This is a genomic window from Acinetobacter sp. WCHAc010052, assembly GCF_002165295.2.
In the GTDB taxonomy this organism is placed as follows: domain Bacteria; phylum Pseudomonadota; class Gammaproteobacteria; order Pseudomonadales; family Moraxellaceae; genus Acinetobacter; species Acinetobacter chinensis.
Genome location: NZ_CP032143.1, coordinates 824,651 through 844,677, shown reverse-complemented (window position 1 = coordinate 844,677; position 20,027 = coordinate 824,651). Strand labels below are relative to the sequence as shown.

The following is a 20,027-nucleotide window of genomic DNA, read 5'->3' as shown; positions in this document are numbered from 1 at the left end:
CATCAACTCAAATAAAAAGGCGCATATAGCGCCTTTTTAAAGTCTGTTGAATCACTCAGATCAGAACAACAGTTGCTGATTGTTTAAAAGTTCCTGCAAAGTAGCATTGGTATTTTTCAGAACCAGCAGATCAGTGGATTCATAAGCCGTTGCTTTACCATCTCTGTCTATTGCAACGGTTGTATTACCAGATGCCTGATCAAAAGTCACTTTGACATAATCTGACAGATTTCCTGCATTGACCTTTCCATCATTCAACAATGCATGCAGATCAATTTTGTCCGCATCTGGAACTGAGGGTACATTGCCTTTTTTAAAGTCAGTCCATGTATCCATACCATTTCCGCCAGTTGCATCTGCATCAGCCAGCAGTTTAAATATCACGGTGTCTGAACCAGACCCCATGGTAAATGTATCTGCTGCGCCACTGCTGCTGACACTGTCATTATTTGCTGATGCAGTCAGATTCATTCCGACATCTATGGTCAGTTTTGCTGTATCTCCTGAACCTGCTTCAGATTTGATGGTGTATTCGAAGGTTTCCACACCATAAGCCTTACCAGATGGCTTATAGGTGTATTCTCCTTTTTCATTGACAGTTAAAGTCCCATAGAGCCCCTGAACTGTAATGGTTTTTGCAACGCCTAGCGCTGAAACTGTCTGACCTGCCACACTGTAAGATGCAATAGTGCCTGCTCCCAGGTCGTTACTGATCAAACTGCCTTTGACTTCTGCTGGCACTCCCTGACTTTCAAACTCATTGAAGAAGGTTTTTTCAGCCGTTCCTTTGAAATTATAGATATTTCCTAAAATAGCTGTCGATTTTGCCTCAATGGTATAATTGCCCGCTTGCAGCCCCGTAAATTTAATCTCATAGTCATCACTGTCCAGGGCTTTAATCTGTGCATTTGTCTGGATAATTGCTCCTGTTGAATCCTTCAATGTAATCGTCACATTATTACCCAATAGATTGGTAACAGATGACCTCACAGTGAAAGTAACATCAGCTGATTGTCCCTCACTGATACTGAATGTTTTTGTCTTTGAAGTTGACCAGCCTGTATCGTATGTAAAGACATCTTCAGTAACGACTTTATTGCTGACATTAACCGGACTTGCATTTATATCATCTATGGCAGACAGCGTATCTATCTTGATATTCAGGGTTTCAACACGGACTTTGCCATCTGCACCCCGTACAAGGTATGTAAATGTTTCCACCTGACCATAAGGTGGTGTCCAGCTACCTGTGCCTGTTGGTGGCGTGACTGTATATGTATATGTTCCATCTGCCTGAATCACCAGCTGACCATACACACCATTGACTATAACTGAACCACCTGAACTGACAGCCTGGTTATCCACCTTAATCACTGTATCAGTCCCAGTCTCAGTAGCATCCCCCGTGACCTGACCTGTAAAACTGCTGACATCAGGTTTACTGTAGTCATAAATTTTGTCACCGGTCACTTCAACGGATGCGCCCTGCAACAGACCGACACCTGTAGCACTGCCCAGTATTGCAACATACTCACCCTCAGGGAAACCAAGTGTAACTGGTTTGGAAACACCACCCAGCAACACAACACTGAACCAGTCTTTCACCACTTCATACTGTACATACTTTCCAGTAATTTCATCTTTTTTATAGATATACAGATCATAAACTGCGCCGATGGTCACCCCTCCGGCATCCCCTTTAAATGTCAGCTCACGAACCGTATTATCAGCCACACTGAATTTCATCTGCTTATCAACATTGACTGCATTTGCATCTAAAATTGGACTGAGCAGACCCAGTTTCAGGACATCAAAGTTGGTTTTCTTCGGAACTCCTGGTCCTGCGTATTCAGATGGTGTTACACCTAGAATGATGGTTGCATCTATATCTGGCGGTGCAATTTCTATAGGCATATTTTCCAGAGTAATGACAAGATCTGCTGTATCTGTCCGACCACCTGATGTCACCTCATAGCTAAATTTTTCCTGGCTTCCAAATGGGCCTTTAAAAGTCGGATCAATCACATAACGGTAACTGCCGTCAGCTTTGACAAACAGTGAACCATACTGACCTTTAATTTCAGTTTCCGTAGAGGCTGTAGCTGTATCTATTACAGTCCCATTGACTTTTCCAATCACAGAACCTGCCGGAACAGCATCCACACCATGGTTTATATCCAGATCGGTCAGCATATTTCCTGAAACACTGCCTGAAACATCAACAGGATTACTGAAATCCAACACCACATCTGCAAGAACTTTCAGGGTATAGCCTGTCAGTGCCGTCACGCCTGCTGATGGTGCCAGAAAAACGAGATACTCACCTTCGTTGAAGGTCATACTCAGTTCATCAGATACGCCACCCAGCAGATAAGCCTTTAACCATTGACCGCTCTTTTCATGCAGATTCCATGCGCCTGTCGCAGGGTCTTTTTTATAGACCAGGAAATCATACATAGAGATTACCTGGACACCGCCAGACTCACTCTTAAATGTCATCTGACGCTGAGTGTCTTCAGCAACTGTGATCTGAATCGCCTGTTTCATTACGTCAGTCAGAACTTCAGCACCAAGCACTGGTCCAAGCCCTGCTGAAACCAGCACGCCACTTGTCTTTTTCAGAGCATCCAGTTCAGCTGCTGTAGACTCTTTTACTGTTGGAGTGACTGTTACTGCAAAATCCACATGATTGTCTGCAAGACTCAATGCCAGATTAGGGTCATTGGGTGCCGTTGCTGTGACATTCTGAGATTTATTTCCAGCTGCATCTGTCTGCCAGGCTGTGATTGTCTCACCTGCAATCAGTATCGGAGAAACCTGCAAGGTATACTTACCATCTGCACCAACCGTCGTGCTGTAAGTTGCACCACCTGTCACCTGTATGGTTACAACTGCATTCGCCTCACCAGTACCACTGATGGATGCTCCATTTGCCGCAACTGTCGCAACTGGTGCTGCAGGTGCTGCTGAATCCACAGTAATCGGTCCCAGATTTTTGACTTCCGAGTTACCTGCTGCATCGGTCTGTCTGACCTGTACATCGTATTTTCCATCCGTGGCACTAAAGTCACTCCCGGTTCCTGCATTCCAGGTTTTACCGCCATCCAGACTGTATTCCCAGGTTGCACCTGGCTCCAAACCACTGACCAGAATTTTTCCATTACTGGTGATACCATCTGTAGCTGAAACACCTGTATCCTCATCCAGTTTCACAGCAAGTCCAAGCGGAGGTGTAGCATCCAGTGTAAAACTTTCAGTTACTGGAGTCGGGTTTGTATTCCCAGCCTGATCTTTTGAAGTTGCTGCAACCGTATATGCACCATCAGCGAAAGCCGTGCCTGGTGTATACGTCCACTTCCCATCAGCTCCTGTCTGTACTGTAACAGGAGTCAAAGCACCTGATGGTCCTGTTATCGTCAGTGTTACCGTACTGCCTGCTTCAGCTGTACCTGAAATGGCTGGTGTTGAATCATTGGTCAATCCGGCAGCATTACCAATTTGATCAATGGTGACCGGACCAGCAACGGTATCCAGTACAAAATCCATTGGTAATGACGGTACACTCTTTGTTCCCAGTGTATTTTCAGCACCTGCCGTTACGGTATATTCACCATCCGGGCTAAGTGCAGTACCTGGTGTATAAGTCCAGCTACCATTTACTGGATCAAGCACAGCATCACCAGTATCAACTATCTTGCCTGCTTTATCTTTTATGGTGACAGTGACTTTGACAGCACCATTAGGTGCTGATCCTGTAATTTCAGGTGTAGCATCATTGGTGACATCAATATTATTGATCACCACGGCATCAAGCAGGGTTGCTGAAACAGTCAGACCGCCTGAAAGTGTGGCATTCCCCTCATTTCCTGCTGCGTCTTTTGCTTTTGCAATGACTGTATAAGTGTCATCTGTAAGCGGACTGTCAGGTGTCCATGTCCAGTTGCCATTGGTATCCACCACTACAGATCCAGTAACAGCATTACCTTGCGAGTCTTTCACCTCAACGGTAACTGTCGCATCTTTCTCCACCGTACCCTTAATCTCAGGCGTAGCAGTATTGGTCGTGGATGGACTGGTAATCTGAATATCTGGTGGAACTGTATCCACTGTTACACTGACAGAATTTGATGGGTCACTGGTGTTGCCTGCCTGATCTTTTGCAGTCGCGGTCACTGTATATGTACCATCCAGTAGGGTTACTGATGGTGTAAAAGTCCATGCTCCACTCGCATCTACTGTTGCGGGTCCACTCTCGATGACCTTACCTGTGCTGTCTTTAATGGCGACTGTAACCACAGAACCGGCATCTGATATGCCCTTAAGTTCTGGCGTATTGTCATTTGTAGGTCCAGCAGGATCAATCTGTACCGGTTTTGGCGGTGTAGCATCCACCTGCATAGGTTGACTGACTTCTGTACTGTCATTCCCTGCTTTGTCTTTGGCTATTACAGATACCGTATAACTTCCATCTGGAAGCAGTGTACTGGGTTTATACGTCCAGTTACCATTTTGATCAACAGAAGCGGTACCTCTTTCCACCTCTATACCAGCACTGTTTTTAATGATGACTGTTACCGTCGCATCCTTTTCTGTGGTCGTACCAGTGACTACAGGTGTACGATCAGTTACAAACGGACTGAATGGTTTTATGGTGACCACAGGATCAGTTGCATCCACCGTTACATTTGCAGGTACAGAAGGAGTGCTGGTATTACCAGCTTTATCTGTCGCTGTCGCTGTGACCTGATAGGTTCCATCAGCAAGGTCTGTAGATGGTGTATAACTCCAGTTACCACTGGAGTCAGCAGTAACCGTACCTGAAACATCTTTACCACTGCTGTCTTTTACAGTGACTGTAACTGTTGAGCCTGGCTCTGCCGTTCCACTGATGGTCGGTGTTTTGTCATTGGTCACAGCAGGAGCATTCACCACCACCACACCAGGTGCTGTGGCATCCACTGTTACATTTACAGGTACAGATGGGTCGCTGATATTGCCGGCCTTGTCTGTAGCCGTTGCCGTCACCTGATAGGTTCCATCAGCAAGGTCTACAGTCGGCGTATAACTCCATGTACCACTCGCGTCTGCGGTGGCCGTACCCTTAACCTCTTTACCACTGCTGTCTTTTATAGTGACTGTAACTGTTGAGCCTGGCTCTGCCGTTCCACTGATGGTCGGGGTTTTATCACTGGTCAGTGGGAGTGGATTAACCACTGCAGGATCTGGTGCTGTTGCATCCACTGTTACATTTACAGGTACAGAAGGCGTGCTGGTATTGCCTGCTTTATCTGTCGCTGTCGCTGTGACCTGATAGGTTCCATCAGCAAGGTCTGTAGATGGTGTATAACTCCATGTACCACTCGCGTCTGCGGTGGCCGTACCTGAAACCTCTTTACCACTGCTGTCTTTTATAGTGACTGTAACTGTTGAGCCTGGCTCTGCCGTTCCACTGATGGTCGGTGTTTTGTCATTGGTCACAGCAGGAGCATTCACTACCACAACAGCAGGTGCTGTGGCATCCACTGTTACATTTACAGGTACAGATGGATCGCTGATATTGCCTGCATTGTCTGTAGCCGTTGCCGTTACCTGATAGGTTCCGTCAGCCAGGTCTACAGTCGGCGTATAACTCCAGTTACCGCTGGAGTCTGCAGTAACCGTACCTGAAACTTCTTTACCGCTGCTGTCTTTGATGGTGACTGTAACCGTCGAACCAGGCTCTGCTGTACCACTGATGGTCGGGGTTTTATCATTGGTCAGTGGGAGCGGATTAACCACTGCAGGATCGGGAGCTTTTGTATCAACAGTTACGGTTGCTGGTGCAGATGGAGCACTGACATTGCCTGCTGGATCTGTAGCTGTCACCTCGATGTCATACTTGCCATCAGGTAAAGCTGTGTCAGGTGTATATGTCCAGTTGCCATTGTTATCCACCGTTGCTGTACCTTCGGATACTACATTTCCTTTGTCATCTTTAATGACAACATCTACTTTGGTTCCGGGTTCTGTTGTTCCTGTTATGGTCGGTGTTGAATCATTGGTCGGATTGGTCGGTGTGACTTTTGCGGGATCGGGAGCAAGAGTATCTACATTGATCTGCAAACCGGAAGACTGTGGACTTTCCACACCATTTACAGTCTGTGTTGCAGAGAAATTATGCACTCCATCTTTCACCCCAGATGGCAGCTCAACTTCCCACTTCCCGCTGGTATCTGCCGTTGTGGAAGCAATCAGTGTATTTCCATCATAAATTTTGATCAGTGCTCCTGCGACAGCACCCGTACCACTGAATGTCGGTTTATTATCATCTGTAATATCACCATAACTCAGTACTTTCTGCACACTGCCTACATTGTCATAAGCCTGTGGAGCAAAAGGCAAGGGAGCTGTCCCTGTACCCGAATTTCCATTCTGTCCATTCTGCCCATCTTTACCATCACTGCCACCACCGCCCCCTGCGGCGGCTGCAATCCCACCAATCAAGGCAGCACCACCCACCCACGGCCATATCCCCATACCTGAATCATGGTAGAGCAGCGGTTCCACTGAATCCATCAGATGGTACTTGATCGTTTCTGCAATTTCGCCATTGGCATTGGTAAATTCAGCCCAGTACAGATCTCCCGATCCATTATCAAACACAATATGGTTATCAGGCGTTGTGAAAAAATTATCAATCTTAAGGACTTCACCATTTTTCAGCTGAATAATGGCAGTATTGCCTTCGCGGGTAATAGCAGCAACATCCTCTTTACTTGCTTTAATACTGATCACTGAGTTCTCAGTCAGTACCACCCCATCTGCGTCAGTCTTATCGATGACTTTTCCGCTGCTTTTAGAAATTACAATTATTTTTGACATAGCGATTTCCCTTTTTTCAATATTTTTCATGCGTTTTTCGTTCTTATGTGGTTATTTTTACCACTGCTTCGCAGGAAATCGAATAGCCAAAACTGACTTGAATGAAAGTTCATATAACTTAAACTGATTGTTATATTTTTTTTAATAAGTAATTTTTAAATCAGATCATTATTATGGGTTTTATTTGTGCTATATATCACATTAAATTTTATTTAATTGATTTAATTTAGTTTATTTTTACCCTTAAATTGAGTGATTTTTGTTCGTTTATTTTTGTAACTTGTTGTAAGTATCCGCTTTTTATGTGATTTTAATCAATAAAAAAGGCGCAAATGCGCCTTTTTTATATAACTGTGAATTATTGAGGGATTCGCAGTACCTGACCTGGGAAAATGTCATCTGCATTTTTCAGTAAAGGACGGTTCGCTTCAAAAATTTTATTGTACTGGTTTGGATCACCATAATATTCTTTTGAAATTTTAGACAGGTTATCACCAGATTTTACCGTATAGAACTTACTTTCAGGCTCTGGTGTTGCAACTGTAATCTGATCATCAACCTGTGCAACATGGTCAATATTACCCACAGCAAGAACAATCTTCTCACGGTCTGCCTGGCTCTGTACCTGACCTTTAATCGTTGCAAGATCTGATGCACCGTTATAACTCACGGACAGACCCGTAACAGGTAAACCTAAAGCCTTAATATGTCCCAGCAGCTTATTTGCAATTTCCTGAGCAGATGGTTCAGCAGGAGTTGCCGGTGCAGCCTGTGGCTCTGCTGGAGCCGTATTTTTCTTACCAATGCCTTTTACAAAATCAAAAAGACCCATTTTTATTCTCCAGTTATGATGGTTTAGCCAGTTGTAGTAAAAATCAAAAGTTTATTTTATATCCAATAAATAGCAGAGAAAGAGTTTGCATTGGTGATAGAAACGTAAACATATGTAACAACACACAGAACAAAATTTCAGGCAATAAAAAAGCCACCGGATGGTGGCTTTCTTTTCAGCAAAGCTGAAAATCATGAATTAACCCAGTTTCTTGGAAACATAGTCAATTGCAGATTGAACAGTTGTGATTTCGTTAGAATCTTCATCAGGAATCGTAATATCGAAATCGTTTTCGAAAGACATTACAAGTTCAACCAGGTCAAGAGAGTCTGCACCTAAGTCATCCATGAAAGATGCTTCGTTTTTAATTTCTTCAACTTTAAGACCAAGTTGTTCAGCTACTGCCTGTTTAACGCGTAGTTCGATATCGCTCACAGGAATTCTCCTCATTGCTTGTGGCGTTTTTAATGCCGATAGTTTAATTGAATCTAAATCTTTTTGAAAGTTTATACTGAACCTTAGTTCATGTATAAACCGCCATTTACATGTAACACAGTACCTGTAATGTAACTGGCCTTTTCAGAAGCCAGGAAACCTACAGCATTTGCGATATCCTGAGGATCACCTAAGCGGTTAAGTGCTACCTGATCACTCATTTTCTTACGAATTTCTTCGCTCAACTGTTCTGTCATTTCTGTTGCAATAAAACCTGGTGCAACAGAGTTTACAGTAATCTGACGGCTGCCCATCTCTTTTGCAAGACTGCGGCTGAATGCTTCAATACCGGCTTTAGCAGCAGAATAATTAGCCTGCCCTGGGTTTGCAAAATGTGCAACCACTGAACTGATATTGATAATGCGCCCAAATCTTGCTTTGGTCATGCCTTTTAAAACACGTTTGGATAAACGGTAAACTGCTTTCAGGTGGATGTTAAGAATATCATCCCAGTCATCTTCTGACATACGAAGTAACAGATTATCTTTAGTAATACCTGCATTGTTTACCAGAACCAGGACAGAACCATAGTTCTGTTCAATCTCTGTAACCAGTGCATCTATTGCAGCACCGTCACGGACATCCAGTACTTTGCCTGTACCCTGCTCAGCAAAAGCTGCTGAAAGTTTTTCAGCACCAGCTTCTGAGGTGGCAGTACCGACAACAAAAAAACCATCCTGTATTAACTGCTGAGCGATGGCTGCACCAATCCCTCTGCTCGCACCTGTTACCAATGCAACTTTGCGTTCCTGTGTCATGCAATTTTTCCTTCTGCCACCAGAATGGCATTCAGAGCATCTTCCATACGACTGCGCGAATCCAGTGGAAATGCTTTTTCAATATTTGGCAAACGTTTAGCAAGATTGGCAAGCACGTTACCAGGACCACATTCTGCAATATACTGAATGCCTTCATCCTGTAACATCTGCATAGTCTTCGTCCACTGGACTGACTGATACAGCTGTGCTGTCAGTGCCTGACGCAATTCACCCACGTCTGCCGCGACTTTCGCGTTGACATTTTGTATTACAGGTAGATGTGGCATCTCAATGGCGGTTTCTTCCAAAGCCTGAGCAAACTTTTCTGCTGCAGGTTTCATTAAAGAACAGTGTGACGGCACTGAAACAGGTAATGCAATTGCTTTACCACCCTGTTCTTTCACTGCTGCCATAACGGCTTCAACCAACAGTTTGTCACCAGCGATGACCACCTGTCCCTGAGCATTATAATTGGCAGCCTCGACTGAACCACGCCCCTGCATATTGATCTGTTCACACAGTTCAAGCACTTTGGCATCGTCCAGTCCAAGAATTGCCGCCATGCCGCCCATCCCCTGAGGAACAGCAGACTGCATCAGTTTCCCACGTAGATTGACCAGCTTTACTGCATCGCCCAGGCTCATTGCACCCGCTGCAACCAGCGCACTGTATTCCCCAAGTGAATGACCTGCAAGATATTTTGGAGCCACACCACCCAGTTCAAGCCATACCCGCCACAGCGCAATACTGGCTGTCAGGAGTACAGGCTGGGTAAATTCGGTCTGATCAAGCCCTTCACCACTCTGTGCAATATGCCACAGGTCAAATCCTACCGCTTCAGATGCTTCTGCAAATGTTGCCTGTATACCTGAAAATTGCTCTGCAAGCTCTGCAAGCATCCCCACTTTCTGAGAACCCTGTCCCGGGAACACAAAAGCTGTTCTGGTTGCCAGAGCTGCCTGATCAAGTCGTTTAGCAGACATAAAAAATCCTTTCGTAAGGGCTGAATAAAGTTCATCGTTGCAAAAACTGACAGATCTAAACTCTCAGACTTTGCCCTGTTTTTCACTGAATAAATATCAGTAAATAAAGCAGTTTCCGGACAAACCCTTTTCTGCTCCTGGTCTTTACTCTTTTATGGGGCAAGAATTTAACACTTAATTTATGCTTTGATAATTGCCAAATACAACAAAAATCGCAATAAAAAAAAGGGAGCGTAAGCTCCCTTTTTTTCTTAAGCGCGATGCTTAATTATTCACTTATTATTCAGCATCAGCTGCTTTAGCGAATAATTGACGACCACGGTAGAAACCATCTTTAGTCACGTGGTGACGACGATGAGTTTCACCAGTTGCCTGGTCTACAGTTAATGCATTCTCGGTTAAAGCGTCATGTGAACGGCGCATGTCACGGCGAGAGCGACTTTTACGGTTTTGCTGAACGGCCATGATGGCTCCTTACAAATCGAAAAAAAGGATCAGAACAAATTTGGTTGTCTTATACTTCACAGTATAACACAAAAATCAGTTAAGTTTACCCTTCAAGCTGGACAGAATATCAAACGGGTTATCCCGCTTCTCTTCTTCAACTTCCTGAACGGCAGGCTGATGCTTATGCTCACAGGCATCATGCTTAGGAGACAAAGGCACCAGCAGTAACAGTTCATCTTCCAGAAGTGCGAGTAAATTGACAGTTGCAGGAGTAGCAGTTGCATAATCTCCTTTAGTTGTCGCTTCACTTTCACCCAGAACGATGAAATCAGCATCCTCATCCAAGCGCTCTATCAGTGACTCATCATCTATAAGAGCAAGATGAAAATCTGAAACGAGAGCTATTTCAACAGAATCCAGACAACGCTGACATTCCATTGGAACTTTCGTTTCAACATGACCATCAAGCCATACAATACGATGATACGTATCGAGTGACAGCTTACAGTCTATGTTAATCAATTGATCATCAATTGATCCAACAGCTTCACGGGCAATACGAACAAAACGCGATAATGGCAGGGTACCTGACCATGTAAAGCCCTGTTCAGCCCATTTAAACGGCTCAATCTGTGCCGGAAAGGTATTTGCTGACATAATTAAGGCGGCAATTCTACAAATTCATCAGTACTCTGTCAAAGATTAAGATACAATTTTGCACTTATTCAGACAGACCTATTGGGTAACTCAGTCATGCATCTGTTGCAGCCGCAAACAGAAGTGAATGTTTCATCACTTATTCGCACACTTTCAACCACTGATTCTGACGCTGCTCCATTTCAGCTGCAACGCATGGAATGGATGACTGCATGGTCAGAAACACAGCAGGTTGACTGGCTCATCTTACACTTTAATCACTGGTTTTCCCACTTAAATGTGATCCTTGTGCGCGGAGACTTTGAACCTGAGTACTTTCCTGCGACCTCTGCTGAACCGGCACGCATTCAGTTTGCTCATGGTTTTTTTAACAGCGCACTGCATGAAATCAGCCACTGGACCATTGCAGGTGAGCAAAGACGGTTACTGCCAGACCTCGGCTACTGGTACGCACCCGATGGACGTACAGCGGAACAGCAGGCGCTTTTTGAACAGGTGGAAATTAAACCTCAGGCGATTGAATGGCTGTTTGCCGTTGCTTTTGGACGGAAGTTCCGCGTTTCACTGGATAATCTCACGGGTGAAGGGGGTGATGGTTCTGCGTTTAAAGACCATGTTTTTGCACAGGTTCAGCGTTATTTCTCTGGTGAGGCAGTACTGCCCCGCGATGCTGCCCATTTTATTCACTGTATCTGTGCCTGCATCCGTCAGGGAAAACCATTACAGCTGAATGAATTTAAACGTGAAATACTTGATTAATTTACACAAAAAGACCTGTATAACCCAAAAGTATGGTTGTACACTCACAGGATAATCAGAACAATCTGTATCAGGAGAAAGACTATGCTTCATTTAAGAATACATCCTGAGAACCCACAACCCCGCCTGATCAGCCAGGCTGTGGAACGTATCCGTGCTGGTGATGTTGTTGTTTATCCAACAGATGCCGCTTATGCCATTGGCTGCCAGATTGGAAATAAAAATGCAATGGAACGGATTGCTCAGATCCGTGGTTTAAGTGCAAAACATCAGTACGCAATTATTTGTGCAGATTTATCGGATATTGCCACCTATGCCAAAGTGGACAATGCCATGTACCGCTTACTCAAAGCCAATACACCCGCTGTAACCACTTATATTCTTCCGGCTACAAGTGAAGTTCCCCGCCGTCTGATGCACCCCAAAAAGAAAACCATTGGTTTACGTGTTCCTGGAAATACCGTCTGCCAGCTGCTGCTCAAAGAACTGGGCGAACCTCTGTTGACCAGTACACTGATTCTGCCTGGGCAGGACACACCACTGGATGACCCATATGACATTGAACAGCAGCTGGAAAAGCGTATTGATGTGTTTATTGACAGTGGACTCGGGACTTTAAGCACCACCAGTATTGTGGATTTATCCGGTGACAATCCTGTTGTTGTCCGTCGTGGTGTAGGCGATGTCAGTGCTTTTGAATAAGCACTGACATGCGCTGTGCCGCCTCTGAATCTGTGGGACTGGTCTTTGACTGAAAACTAAAGATACAGTCCTTCCAGATGTTTATAATTTTCACAGTCTGCCAGTACCTGACTGACTTTGTGAATTTCTTTTTTAGCTGAGTTCTGAACAATATAAGACACAGTAACACGATCTTCTTTAAATACGCTCAGATGCGCCTTAATAAAGTCAGCCTCTTCACCTTTCAGCCGTTCAACCATTTCACAGCCAATTGTAGACATCTGCTCTTTCATTTCAGCAGGCAGGCTCTCTTTCTCATAGTCCTTTAAATGCATAAATGTCACAATCATCGGATACTGATTCAGAATATCACCCTCAATACGGTATCCCGATGCGCTGATCTGCGCTCGCATTGCATCCGTCATTTTGATGCTTTTCAGACCCGAACGTGCCTGTTCCTTAAATGTATGCTCCCAGTAGCGCTCATTTCCCCAGAATAATCCAGCAATAATCAGAAGCCCCACCACAACAAATTTTATATTCACCCCAGTATCCTTCAGTTTTATTCAGAACAGTTCCGGATATCATATTCAAAATCTTAAAAAAAAATTAAATAATATTTATCAAATAATTAATTAATAAAATACCGTTTAAAAAACTCTTAACCTGATCATTTAAATCATATAAAAAAATATCCAGAAACCATATTTCGCTATTATGCATACAACGCTATACAGGCTTAAAGGGTAGAAATAAGCTGCGCTGCAAAAGCATCAAGTGTTGATTTCTGCAGACCATTTTCATCAAAATTATCCGGTTTTAACCAGCTCTGATAAGCTGTCTGTAAAATACGCCACTCATCATCCAGCATGGAAAACCAGGCGGTATTTCTGTTGCGACCTTTGCTGATCCTGTCCTGCCTGAACAGCCCTTCATACTGAAATCCAAACCTGAGTGCTGCCCGTTTAGAGGGTTCATTCAGGTTGTCACATTTCCACTCCACCCGACGGAAACCCTGCTGAAAACAGGACTGTAACAACAGATACAGCACTTCAGTTGATGCCCTGGAACGTTTCATTTTCTGAGAAAAATAGACATTACCAATTTCCAGTGCCTGACTGTCCTTGCGGATATTCAGCAGTGCAATCCACCCACAGCACCTCCCGTTCACTTCAACCAGATAATGAACGGAGCCCGGAAAATTAAAATGCTGTGCCAGGGTTTGCATCAACTCGGCTTCACTCAGAAAAGCGTCATAAGGCAGATAGGTCCAGCAGGACGGATCAGGTTCAGCGCATACAGCTGCCCACAGAGCCTGAATATTTTGCTCATTCAGTACAGTCGGATTTAAAGGCAGTAAACGAACCGTATCACCTACAAGTACTGTTGCTTCATACTGAACAGGCTGAGTGAACTGAAGTTTCTGACCCACGGTCTGTCCCAGATCATTCAGTTCAGTTTTAAGATAATTTCTCATGATATTTTACAATTGAACAATATTTAATCAAAACAGCATTAAGCGGTGGTAAATCATCAAGTTTTCAGCTGAACTGTCATCACACAGGAAAATATTCCCTATTTATTTTCAGGTTTTTTCGTGATTTCGTGCTTCTGGTAATTTATTCAAAATCATTTTTCATTTAAACTAAGCCTAATCCATTTTATGTACATGATCTGTAAATTTCAGACATTTTCTCTGAAAGCTCTCAGACAGTACTTCATGCCTTTGAAAATTCGCGTGGCTCATAACTGTAATGAATCAATCAATCCATAACACCATGGAACCTGTTCCGCACATCCGTGTTATGGATGAATGGCAGGAAGCACTTCCTGAAGATCTGTATATTCCACCTGCTGCTTTCGAAATTCTGCTTGAACATTTTGAAGGACCACTCGACTTTCTTATTTATCTGATTCAGAAAAACGGTTTTAATCTGCTCCAGGTCGATATTGCCCCAATTGCGTCGCAATATCTGTCCTATATGGATGCTATGAAATCACTGAATATAGAGCTGACCGCAGATTATATGGTGATGGCAGCCCTGCTTGCCGATCTGAAATCCCGCCTGTTACTGCCAAAACCACCAAGTATCAGTGCAACTGAAAAAGATCCTAAACAGGAGCTGATTGACCGTCTGGAAACGTATCTTCGGATTAAACAGGCAGCTGAACGGCTTGGACAGATGAGTGTTCTTGATCGGGATACCTTTGAAACCAATGTTGGCTTAGGCTATATTGCACAGACCAATGATGGCTACTCCGCAGATTTATTGCGGGATGCACTGTTATGTGTCTTTAACCGTCCAGAACCGGTTATCCACCAGATTCTGCAGGAACCTGTACTGCTCGAAGAGCGTATTGCCTATATTGAAAATATGGTACAGTCTGGTGAAATTCTGAACTTTGAACAGTTACTGAAACCATCGCAGGGTCGTATGGGCATGGTCGTCACCTTTATGGCCGTACTTGAACTGACCCGCCAGCAGAAAATCAGTATTGTTGCATCTGGCGTGGAAGCTCCGCTTGCAATTCAGGGAGCTCAAGCATGAATGAAACACAGTTCACATCAGTGACTGATGGTGAAATCCGCCATGAAACCCTGATGCAGCTTGAAGCCATCATTTTTGCAAGTGATGCGCCTGTATCCATTGCCCGCCTGAAAGAAGCATTTCAGGATAAGTTTTCCAAAACAGAACTGCGTGCTTATCTACAGCAGCTTTCTGTACTTCAGCATGGTCGTTCCATTGAGCTGGTTGAAACTGCTCAGGGATACCGTTTTCAGGTCCGTGCGAAATACCGGAATATTATTGCACAGACCTGGCCTGAACGTCCTGTACGACTTTCGCCGTCACTGCTCGAAATACTTTCCGTTGTTGCTTATCATCAGCCCGTGACCAGAGCTGATATTGAACAGATTCGTGGAGTTTCAAACAACAGCCAGATGTTACGCACATTGTTTGACTGGAACTGGATTAAGGAATCCGGCTTCAGGGAGCTCCCTGGAAGACCCGCGTTACTGGTTACAACGCCCCACTTTTTAAATGCATTTGGTCTATCTGATTTAGGCCAGTTGCCTCCCCTGCAGGATGCCAAGGAAGCTTTCATGGCGCTTGATGCTTTAGCATCAAAGTCGTGAACAGGTGAACTGTCGATGATAATTTCTAAGGTTATGCTGTCATGAGTGAAAAATTGCAAAAAGTACTCGCACGAGTTGGCTTAGGCTCCCGCCGTTATATGGAGGAAGTCATTGCTGCTGGTCGTGTCAGTGTTAATGGGCAGGTTGCTCAGGTAGGTGAACGTATTGAGCCAACAGATGAGCTTCGCATTGATGGTCGTAAAGTTCAGTTTCAGATTGAAGATGAAATCCGCCGTCGCGTACTGATTTACTATAAACCTGAAGGTGAAATCTGCTCACGCAATGATCCTGAATCACGCCCGACTGTATTTGATAATTTACCAACGATTGCCAATGACCGCTGGGTTATGGTGGGTCGCCTGGATATCAACTCTACAGGTCTGTTGCTGTTCACAAATGATGGCGAACTGGCGAACCGTCTGATGCACCCATCCAATGAAATCGAACGTGAATATGCTGTTCGTGTCATGGGTGAAGTGACACCTCAGTTACGCAACAACATGACCAATGGCGTTGTACTGGATGACGGTCCTGCAAAATTTGAATCATTTACTGAAATTGGCGGTGAAGGTATCAACCGCTGGTATCAGGTTGTGGTTAAAGAAGGTCGTAACCGTGAAGTACGCCGTATCTTTGAATCACAGGGTCTGAAAGTCAGCCGTCTGTTACGTACACGCTATGGTACAGTCATTCTGCCACGTGAGCTGCGTACAGGTCGCTGGATGGAACTGGACAAAAATGACATCGACAACCTGGCAAAAGCTGTAGAGTTAAAACCACGTCAGGGTACAGGTCTGTTCGGTATGGCTAAACGCCGTAATGACCGCATGCAGGAAAAACCAATGGCTGCACGTCGTGGCGGTTATCTGCGCCAGCAGCGTCGTGACGAAGGTGAACAGCACTCGGAAGAGCAACAACAGCGTAACTATCGTGCAATGGGTGACAACAACCGTTTTGACAACCGCAATAACGATAACCGCTTCAACAACCGTGCTCCCCGTCAGGAACAAAGTGATACCCGTGGCGGAAACCGTTTTGAACGCAATGATCGCAGCAATGGCAACCGTTTTAACAGCGAACGCTCTGAGCGTCCTGCAAACCGTTTCAATGCAGATCGCAACAACCGCGGTTATGACAACCAGGAACGTGGCGAACAGCCTGAAAAACGTAAACCGGTTGTAATTCATAAAGGTTTTAAAAAGTTTTAATTAAAACCTGAATAAAAAAAGCCACTGAAAACAGTGGCTTTTTTGTATCCATAATGGAACTGATTCCACTTCACTAAGACTGTTTTGCTTTCCAGAGCGGATACAGCGCAGTTTCCTGCTCAGGCTGGAGCTGAATAAAACTTAAACCTGTCTGATCATGTGGCTCTGCTCTTAAACTTTCTGCAATTTTCGCTGTAGATAATCCAAAAGGTTCAGCATCTGCATTGGAATAGGCATAGACAATTTTTTCCACACCCGCCATACGCAGTGCCGCCAGACACATCGGACAAGGCTGCCCACTTGCATAGACCACACAATCTTTCAGCGAAGTGTTTTTTAAATTTTGCGCTGCCTGACGCAATGCATTAAGTTCCGCATGTGAGGTTGGATCACCTGTGGTAAGTATCTGATTGACACCTGTACTGATCACTTCAGCATTTTTCACAATCACTGCACCAAAAGGACGACCGCCCTGTTCAACATTGCTCAGTGCCAGTTCAACTGCCTGCTGTAAAAATTTCTGATCATTCATAAAATACCTATCGAACCCATATGTTCAAAACCTTGACTATTCTCAGAATTAAAACACAAAGCCGCGCTGAAATGAGCATCACTGTTCAGCAGAATGACTCAAATACTGACAATTGAACACCGTGCAATTAAACATCTATTAACTAAACACTCTAGCTGTTCGACTGACTGAAACAATGCTCAGCTACAGATAACGATAACCTATCGTTTCCACAGCCTTTTTCACTGCTTCTGTTTCGTCTACAGGATGCAGCATAAATACATAACTGTCAGAATCCATATCCACAAAACCCAGCTTTAAACCCTGTTTCAACAAGACTTCATGATATTGTTCAAAAACACCATCCTCAGAAACCACGGCATCATCACCCAATAGTGCAAGATCAGGCAATGTTAATTCCTGTTGCCAGTTATCCTTGAGCATACTTTGCAAATGCCACTCCAGATCTGTCACTTCCTGCTTCCAGTCTATAGACACAAATAAACGGATATTTTCCTGCCATAAATCATCCATCAACTGCCCGATACTGCTGAAAAAATCATCATCTGTATTTTTCATCTGATGAATATAATCAAGTGCAACACTTTTACGGGGATGCTGTTTCAGACAGATCTCAGCCAGTTGCGCATACGCCTGTTTCAGATATTCATCCAGTTCAGGATATTCTTCAGAACATTCATCAGAATCTGCCTCAAGCTCTGACTGCGCAGGCAAAGGACGATTTGCAAACTCAATGGCGGTTTTTTCCTTTAAAGCACTCAGGCTGTTTTTAACTTTATGAATGATTTTCTGATCAGTCACTTCTTCATGTAAATCAGGAATCTGAAACCATTGCACACCTTGACCTGCACGACACTGGCGAAGTTCAAGCTGATCACCCAGTTTCGCGATAAAATAAAATAGTGTAGGAAAACTGGCATCATCCACATTATAAAAAATCAGTGAAACAGGTAGAAAAAAACTGCCCTCCTGTGTGGTATAGGGAATACCATCCTTAGAAAGTTGCACATAGCGAAAGCAGGCATTGTCTTTCCAAAACAGTCGCTGAAAAAAACCTGATTCAGGTGAGGAAAACTCATAAAGTCGATGTTCAGCCTGAGTGAAAATTTCATCAAACTCAGATGAACTCAAAATCTTCTGATCCAATGCCTGCCCTGCAAGCTGTTCAGATTTATAATAAATTCTAGGCATTTCAGCTAACTTCTGTTCTTTTAACAGCCAAGTTACACAGAAATATCAGGAATATCCATCCATAAACTGTGTGGAAAATGTTTTGCCAGATAAGTCTTTAAATAATCTGCAGTATCTTTGGAAATCAGTTCATCCTGAGATTGATCTTTTAAGTTATAAGCCAATGCATAAAGTTCTAAGCCACGATTTTTCAGTGCTTCCAGACTCAAAATTGTATGGTTAATACTGCCTAAACGCCCTGAAGTCACGAGAATCACGGGCAATTTTTTCTCTGCCACATAATCAATTGTAAGTAGTTCAGTGGTCAACGGCACCATCAAACCACCTGCACCTTCAAGTAAAACAACCTCATATTTTTCAGCAAGTTGAGCAGTCGCATTTTCTATTTTTTGAAAATCAATCTCACGACCATCAATTTTGGTTGCCAGATGTGGTGATGCAGGATAGCTAAAAATCTCCGGCATGGTCAGCTTCGTTTCATCTTCAGGAAACCAGCCCATACCCATAATTTCACGGTGCTGTTCAATGTCTTCTGAAATATCTACATTACCCGTTTGAATCAGTTTTTGAGTAATAGTTTTTTTGCCTTGCTGATTCCATAACTTTGCCAGATAGCCTGTGGTGTAGGTCTTGCCAATGCCTGTGTCGATTCCACTGATAAAGTAAACTGAACCTGTCATGGCATTCTCCGCGCGATACAATAAATCGGATGATAAGACAAAGAATAGAACGCTTCACCTAACTCATCCTGTGTTAAAAACTGCTGATAATTCAAATAAAAATCCTGCAAACTTTGCTTTGTCCAACGGAAGTTGGAAGCCGTTGCCGTGACACCTGTGGCTTTTAAATGTTGTAAGATTTGCTTTGGATGTTCGAAATTTAAAGCTTCAATCTGTTCGGAAATATGCAGAATTTCAAAACCATTCTGTTGCAATTTTTCCTGAATATTTTCAAGGCTTAAATAATCTAAACCCTGCCCTGATAATGCCTTAATTTCCTGTAAATTCTGTTGACCAAAAGTTGAAAAACATAACAAGGCTTGAGGATTTAAACTATGTTGTGCTTTGGCAAATACAGCCTCCAAATCCCCCATCCATTGCAGAACAGAACTTGATGCAATCAGGTCGTTATTTTGAGGAAAGTTCAACTGTTCAATATCACCTATCAGGAACTCCATCTTTTGTTGAGTTTGAACCGCTTGGATCTGATCTGAATGAAAATGTTGCTGAACTTCTGAATAGAGATCATTCAAAATCAGATGCTTGATCTGTAAATTTTCAATGAGTAGATGACTTAAATTACCCGAACCACACCCCATTTCAAAAACCTGATTTAACTGCTTAGGACTATATTGTGCTATTAAATCAAATAATTGCAGTGCAATTTTGCGTTGCACAATTGCATGTTCAGGATAGCTTTGCCCTGCTTGTGCAAAGCGTAACGCCACTTGCGTTTTATCAATACTTTGTGGATTTTTCATTGCAATA

17 protein-coding genes and 1 pseudogene are annotated in these 20,027 nt (G+C 43.7%); 5 read left to right on the top strand and 13 right to left on the bottom strand.

The window, feature by feature from the left end; genetic code table 11:
• Positions 1–60 precede the first annotated feature (60 nt).
• The 7 genes from CDG61_RS04535 to CDG61_RS04505 form a co-directional block, all read right to left on the bottom strand.
• A complete protein-coding gene (locus tag CDG61_RS04535) occupies positions 61–6,861 on the bottom strand; it encodes a BapA/Bap/LapF family large adhesin (protein ID WP_171405573.1) in 6,801 nt (2,266 codons plus the stop codon).
• Positions 6,862–7,219: 358 nt separating this feature from the next.
• Entirely contained in the window at positions 7,220–7,693 is a 474-nt protein-coding gene (lysM, locus tag CDG61_RS04530) for a peptidoglycan-binding protein LysM (protein ID WP_087513436.1), read from the bottom strand.
• A gap of 198 nt (positions 7,694–7,891) precedes the next feature.
• Complete coding sequence (acpP, locus tag CDG61_RS04525) at positions 7,892–8,128, bottom strand: acyl carrier protein (protein WP_067669528.1); 237 nt, start codon at positions 8,126–8,128, stop codon at positions 7,892–7,894.
• A gap of 83 nt (positions 8,129–8,211) precedes the next feature.
• Positions 8,212–8,946, bottom strand: a complete 735-nt coding sequence (gene fabG, locus CDG61_RS04520; RefSeq protein ID WP_087513435.1) for a 3-oxoacyl-ACP reductase FabG — start codon at positions 8,944–8,946, stop codon at positions 8,212–8,214.
• Positions 8,943–9,929: an ACP S-malonyltransferase gene (gene fabD / locus CDG61_RS04515; RefSeq protein WP_087551249.1), complete on the bottom strand. Its 987-nt coding sequence runs from the start codon at positions 9,927–9,929 to the stop codon at positions 8,943–8,945. Before fabD ends, fabG begins: the two co-directional genes overlap by 4 nt.
• A 279-nt stretch (positions 9,930–10,208) precedes the next feature.
• Positions 10,209–10,394 carry a 50S ribosomal protein L32 gene (rpmF, locus tag CDG61_RS04510; RefSeq protein WP_000290730.1) on the bottom strand — a complete coding sequence of 62 codons (186 nt, stop codon included), beginning with the start codon at positions 10,392–10,394 and terminating at the stop codon, positions 10,209–10,211.
• A gap of 75 nt (positions 10,395–10,469) precedes the next feature.
• Positions 10,470–11,033, bottom strand: a complete 564-nt coding sequence (locus tag CDG61_RS04505) for a YceD family protein (protein WP_087513433.1) — start codon at positions 11,031–11,033, stop codon at positions 10,470–10,472.
• A gap of 96 nt (positions 11,034–11,129) precedes the next feature.
• Between CDG61_RS04505 and CDG61_RS04500 the strand changes: the two genes are divergently transcribed.
• Together CDG61_RS04500 and CDG61_RS04495 are read left to right on the top strand one after the other, a co-directional pair.
• On the top strand, positions 11,130–11,792 hold the full coding sequence (locus tag CDG61_RS04500; RefSeq protein ID WP_087551250.1) for an elongation factor P hydroxylase: 663 nt from the start codon (positions 11,130–11,132) through the stop codon (positions 11,790–11,792).
• Between the two features lie 84 nt (positions 11,793–11,876).
• Complete coding sequence (locus CDG61_RS04495; RefSeq protein WP_087513431.1) at positions 11,877–12,494, top strand: L-threonylcarbamoyladenylate synthase; 618 nt, start codon at positions 11,877–11,879, stop codon at positions 12,492–12,494.
• Between the two features lie 56 nt (positions 12,495–12,550).
• On the opposite strand, the gene CDG61_RS17570 is transcribed toward CDG61_RS04495, so the two are convergent.
• The gene (locus CDG61_RS17570) at positions 12,551–13,018 is read right to left on the bottom strand and encodes a hypothetical protein (protein WP_205671797.1); all 468 of its coding nucleotides are present in this window, start codon (positions 13,016–13,018) and stop codon (positions 12,551–12,553) included.
• Between the two features lie 194 nt (positions 13,019–13,212).
• Complete coding sequence (locus CDG61_RS04485) at positions 13,213–13,950, bottom strand: GNAT family N-acetyltransferase (RefSeq protein ID WP_087551251.1); 738 nt, start codon at positions 13,948–13,950, stop codon at positions 13,213–13,215.
• 277 nt (positions 13,951–14,227) lie between these two features.
• Here CDG61_RS04485 and CDG61_RS04480 point away from each other — a divergent pair, with 277 nt between their 5' ends.
• The 3 genes and pseudogenes from CDG61_RS04480 to rluB all read left to right on the top strand — a co-directional run.
• Complete coding sequence (locus CDG61_RS04480; RefSeq protein WP_087513429.1) at positions 14,228–15,022, top strand: segregation and condensation protein A; 795 nt, start codon at positions 14,228–14,230, stop codon at positions 15,020–15,022.
• The gene (gene scpB / locus CDG61_RS04475; RefSeq protein WP_087551252.1) at positions 15,019–15,609 is read left to right on the top strand and encodes an SMC-Scp complex subunit ScpB; all 591 of its coding nucleotides are present in this window, start codon (positions 15,019–15,021) and stop codon (positions 15,607–15,609) included. Before CDG61_RS04480 ends, scpB begins: the two co-directional genes overlap by 4 nt.
• A gap of 41 nt (positions 15,610–15,650) precedes the next feature.
• A pseudogene (gene rluB, locus CDG61_RS04470) lies at positions 15,651–16,508 on the top strand (23S rRNA pseudouridine(2605) synthase RluB); the annotation flags it as partial.
• 382 nt (positions 16,509–16,890) lie between these two features.
• Here the strand turns inward: rluB and CDG61_RS04465 are convergent.
• The 4 genes from CDG61_RS04465 to bioC all read right to left on the bottom strand — a co-directional run bounded on the left by CDG61_RS04465 (position 16,891) and on the right by bioC (position 20,020).
• Positions 16,891–17,349: a nucleoside deaminase gene (locus CDG61_RS04465; protein ID WP_087551254.1), complete on the bottom strand. Its 459-nt coding sequence runs from the start codon at positions 17,347–17,349 to the stop codon at positions 16,891–16,893.
• Between the two features lie 183 nt (positions 17,350–17,532).
• On the bottom strand, positions 17,533–18,540 hold the full coding sequence (locus CDG61_RS04460) for a hypothetical protein (protein ID WP_087551255.1): 1,008 nt from the start codon (positions 18,538–18,540) through the stop codon (positions 17,533–17,535).
• Positions 18,541–18,572: 32 nt separating this feature from the next.
• Positions 18,573–19,220: a dethiobiotin synthase gene (gene bioD, locus CDG61_RS04455; protein WP_087551256.1), complete on the bottom strand. Its 648-nt coding sequence runs from the start codon at positions 19,218–19,220 to the stop codon at positions 18,573–18,575.
• Positions 19,217–20,020: a malonyl-ACP O-methyltransferase BioC gene (gene bioC, locus CDG61_RS04450; protein ID WP_087551299.1), complete on the bottom strand. Its 804-nt coding sequence runs from the start codon at positions 20,018–20,020 to the stop codon at positions 19,217–19,219. The genes bioD and bioC overlap by 4 nt, the downstream gene beginning before the upstream one ends.
• Positions 20,021–20,027: the final 7 nt, after the last annotated feature.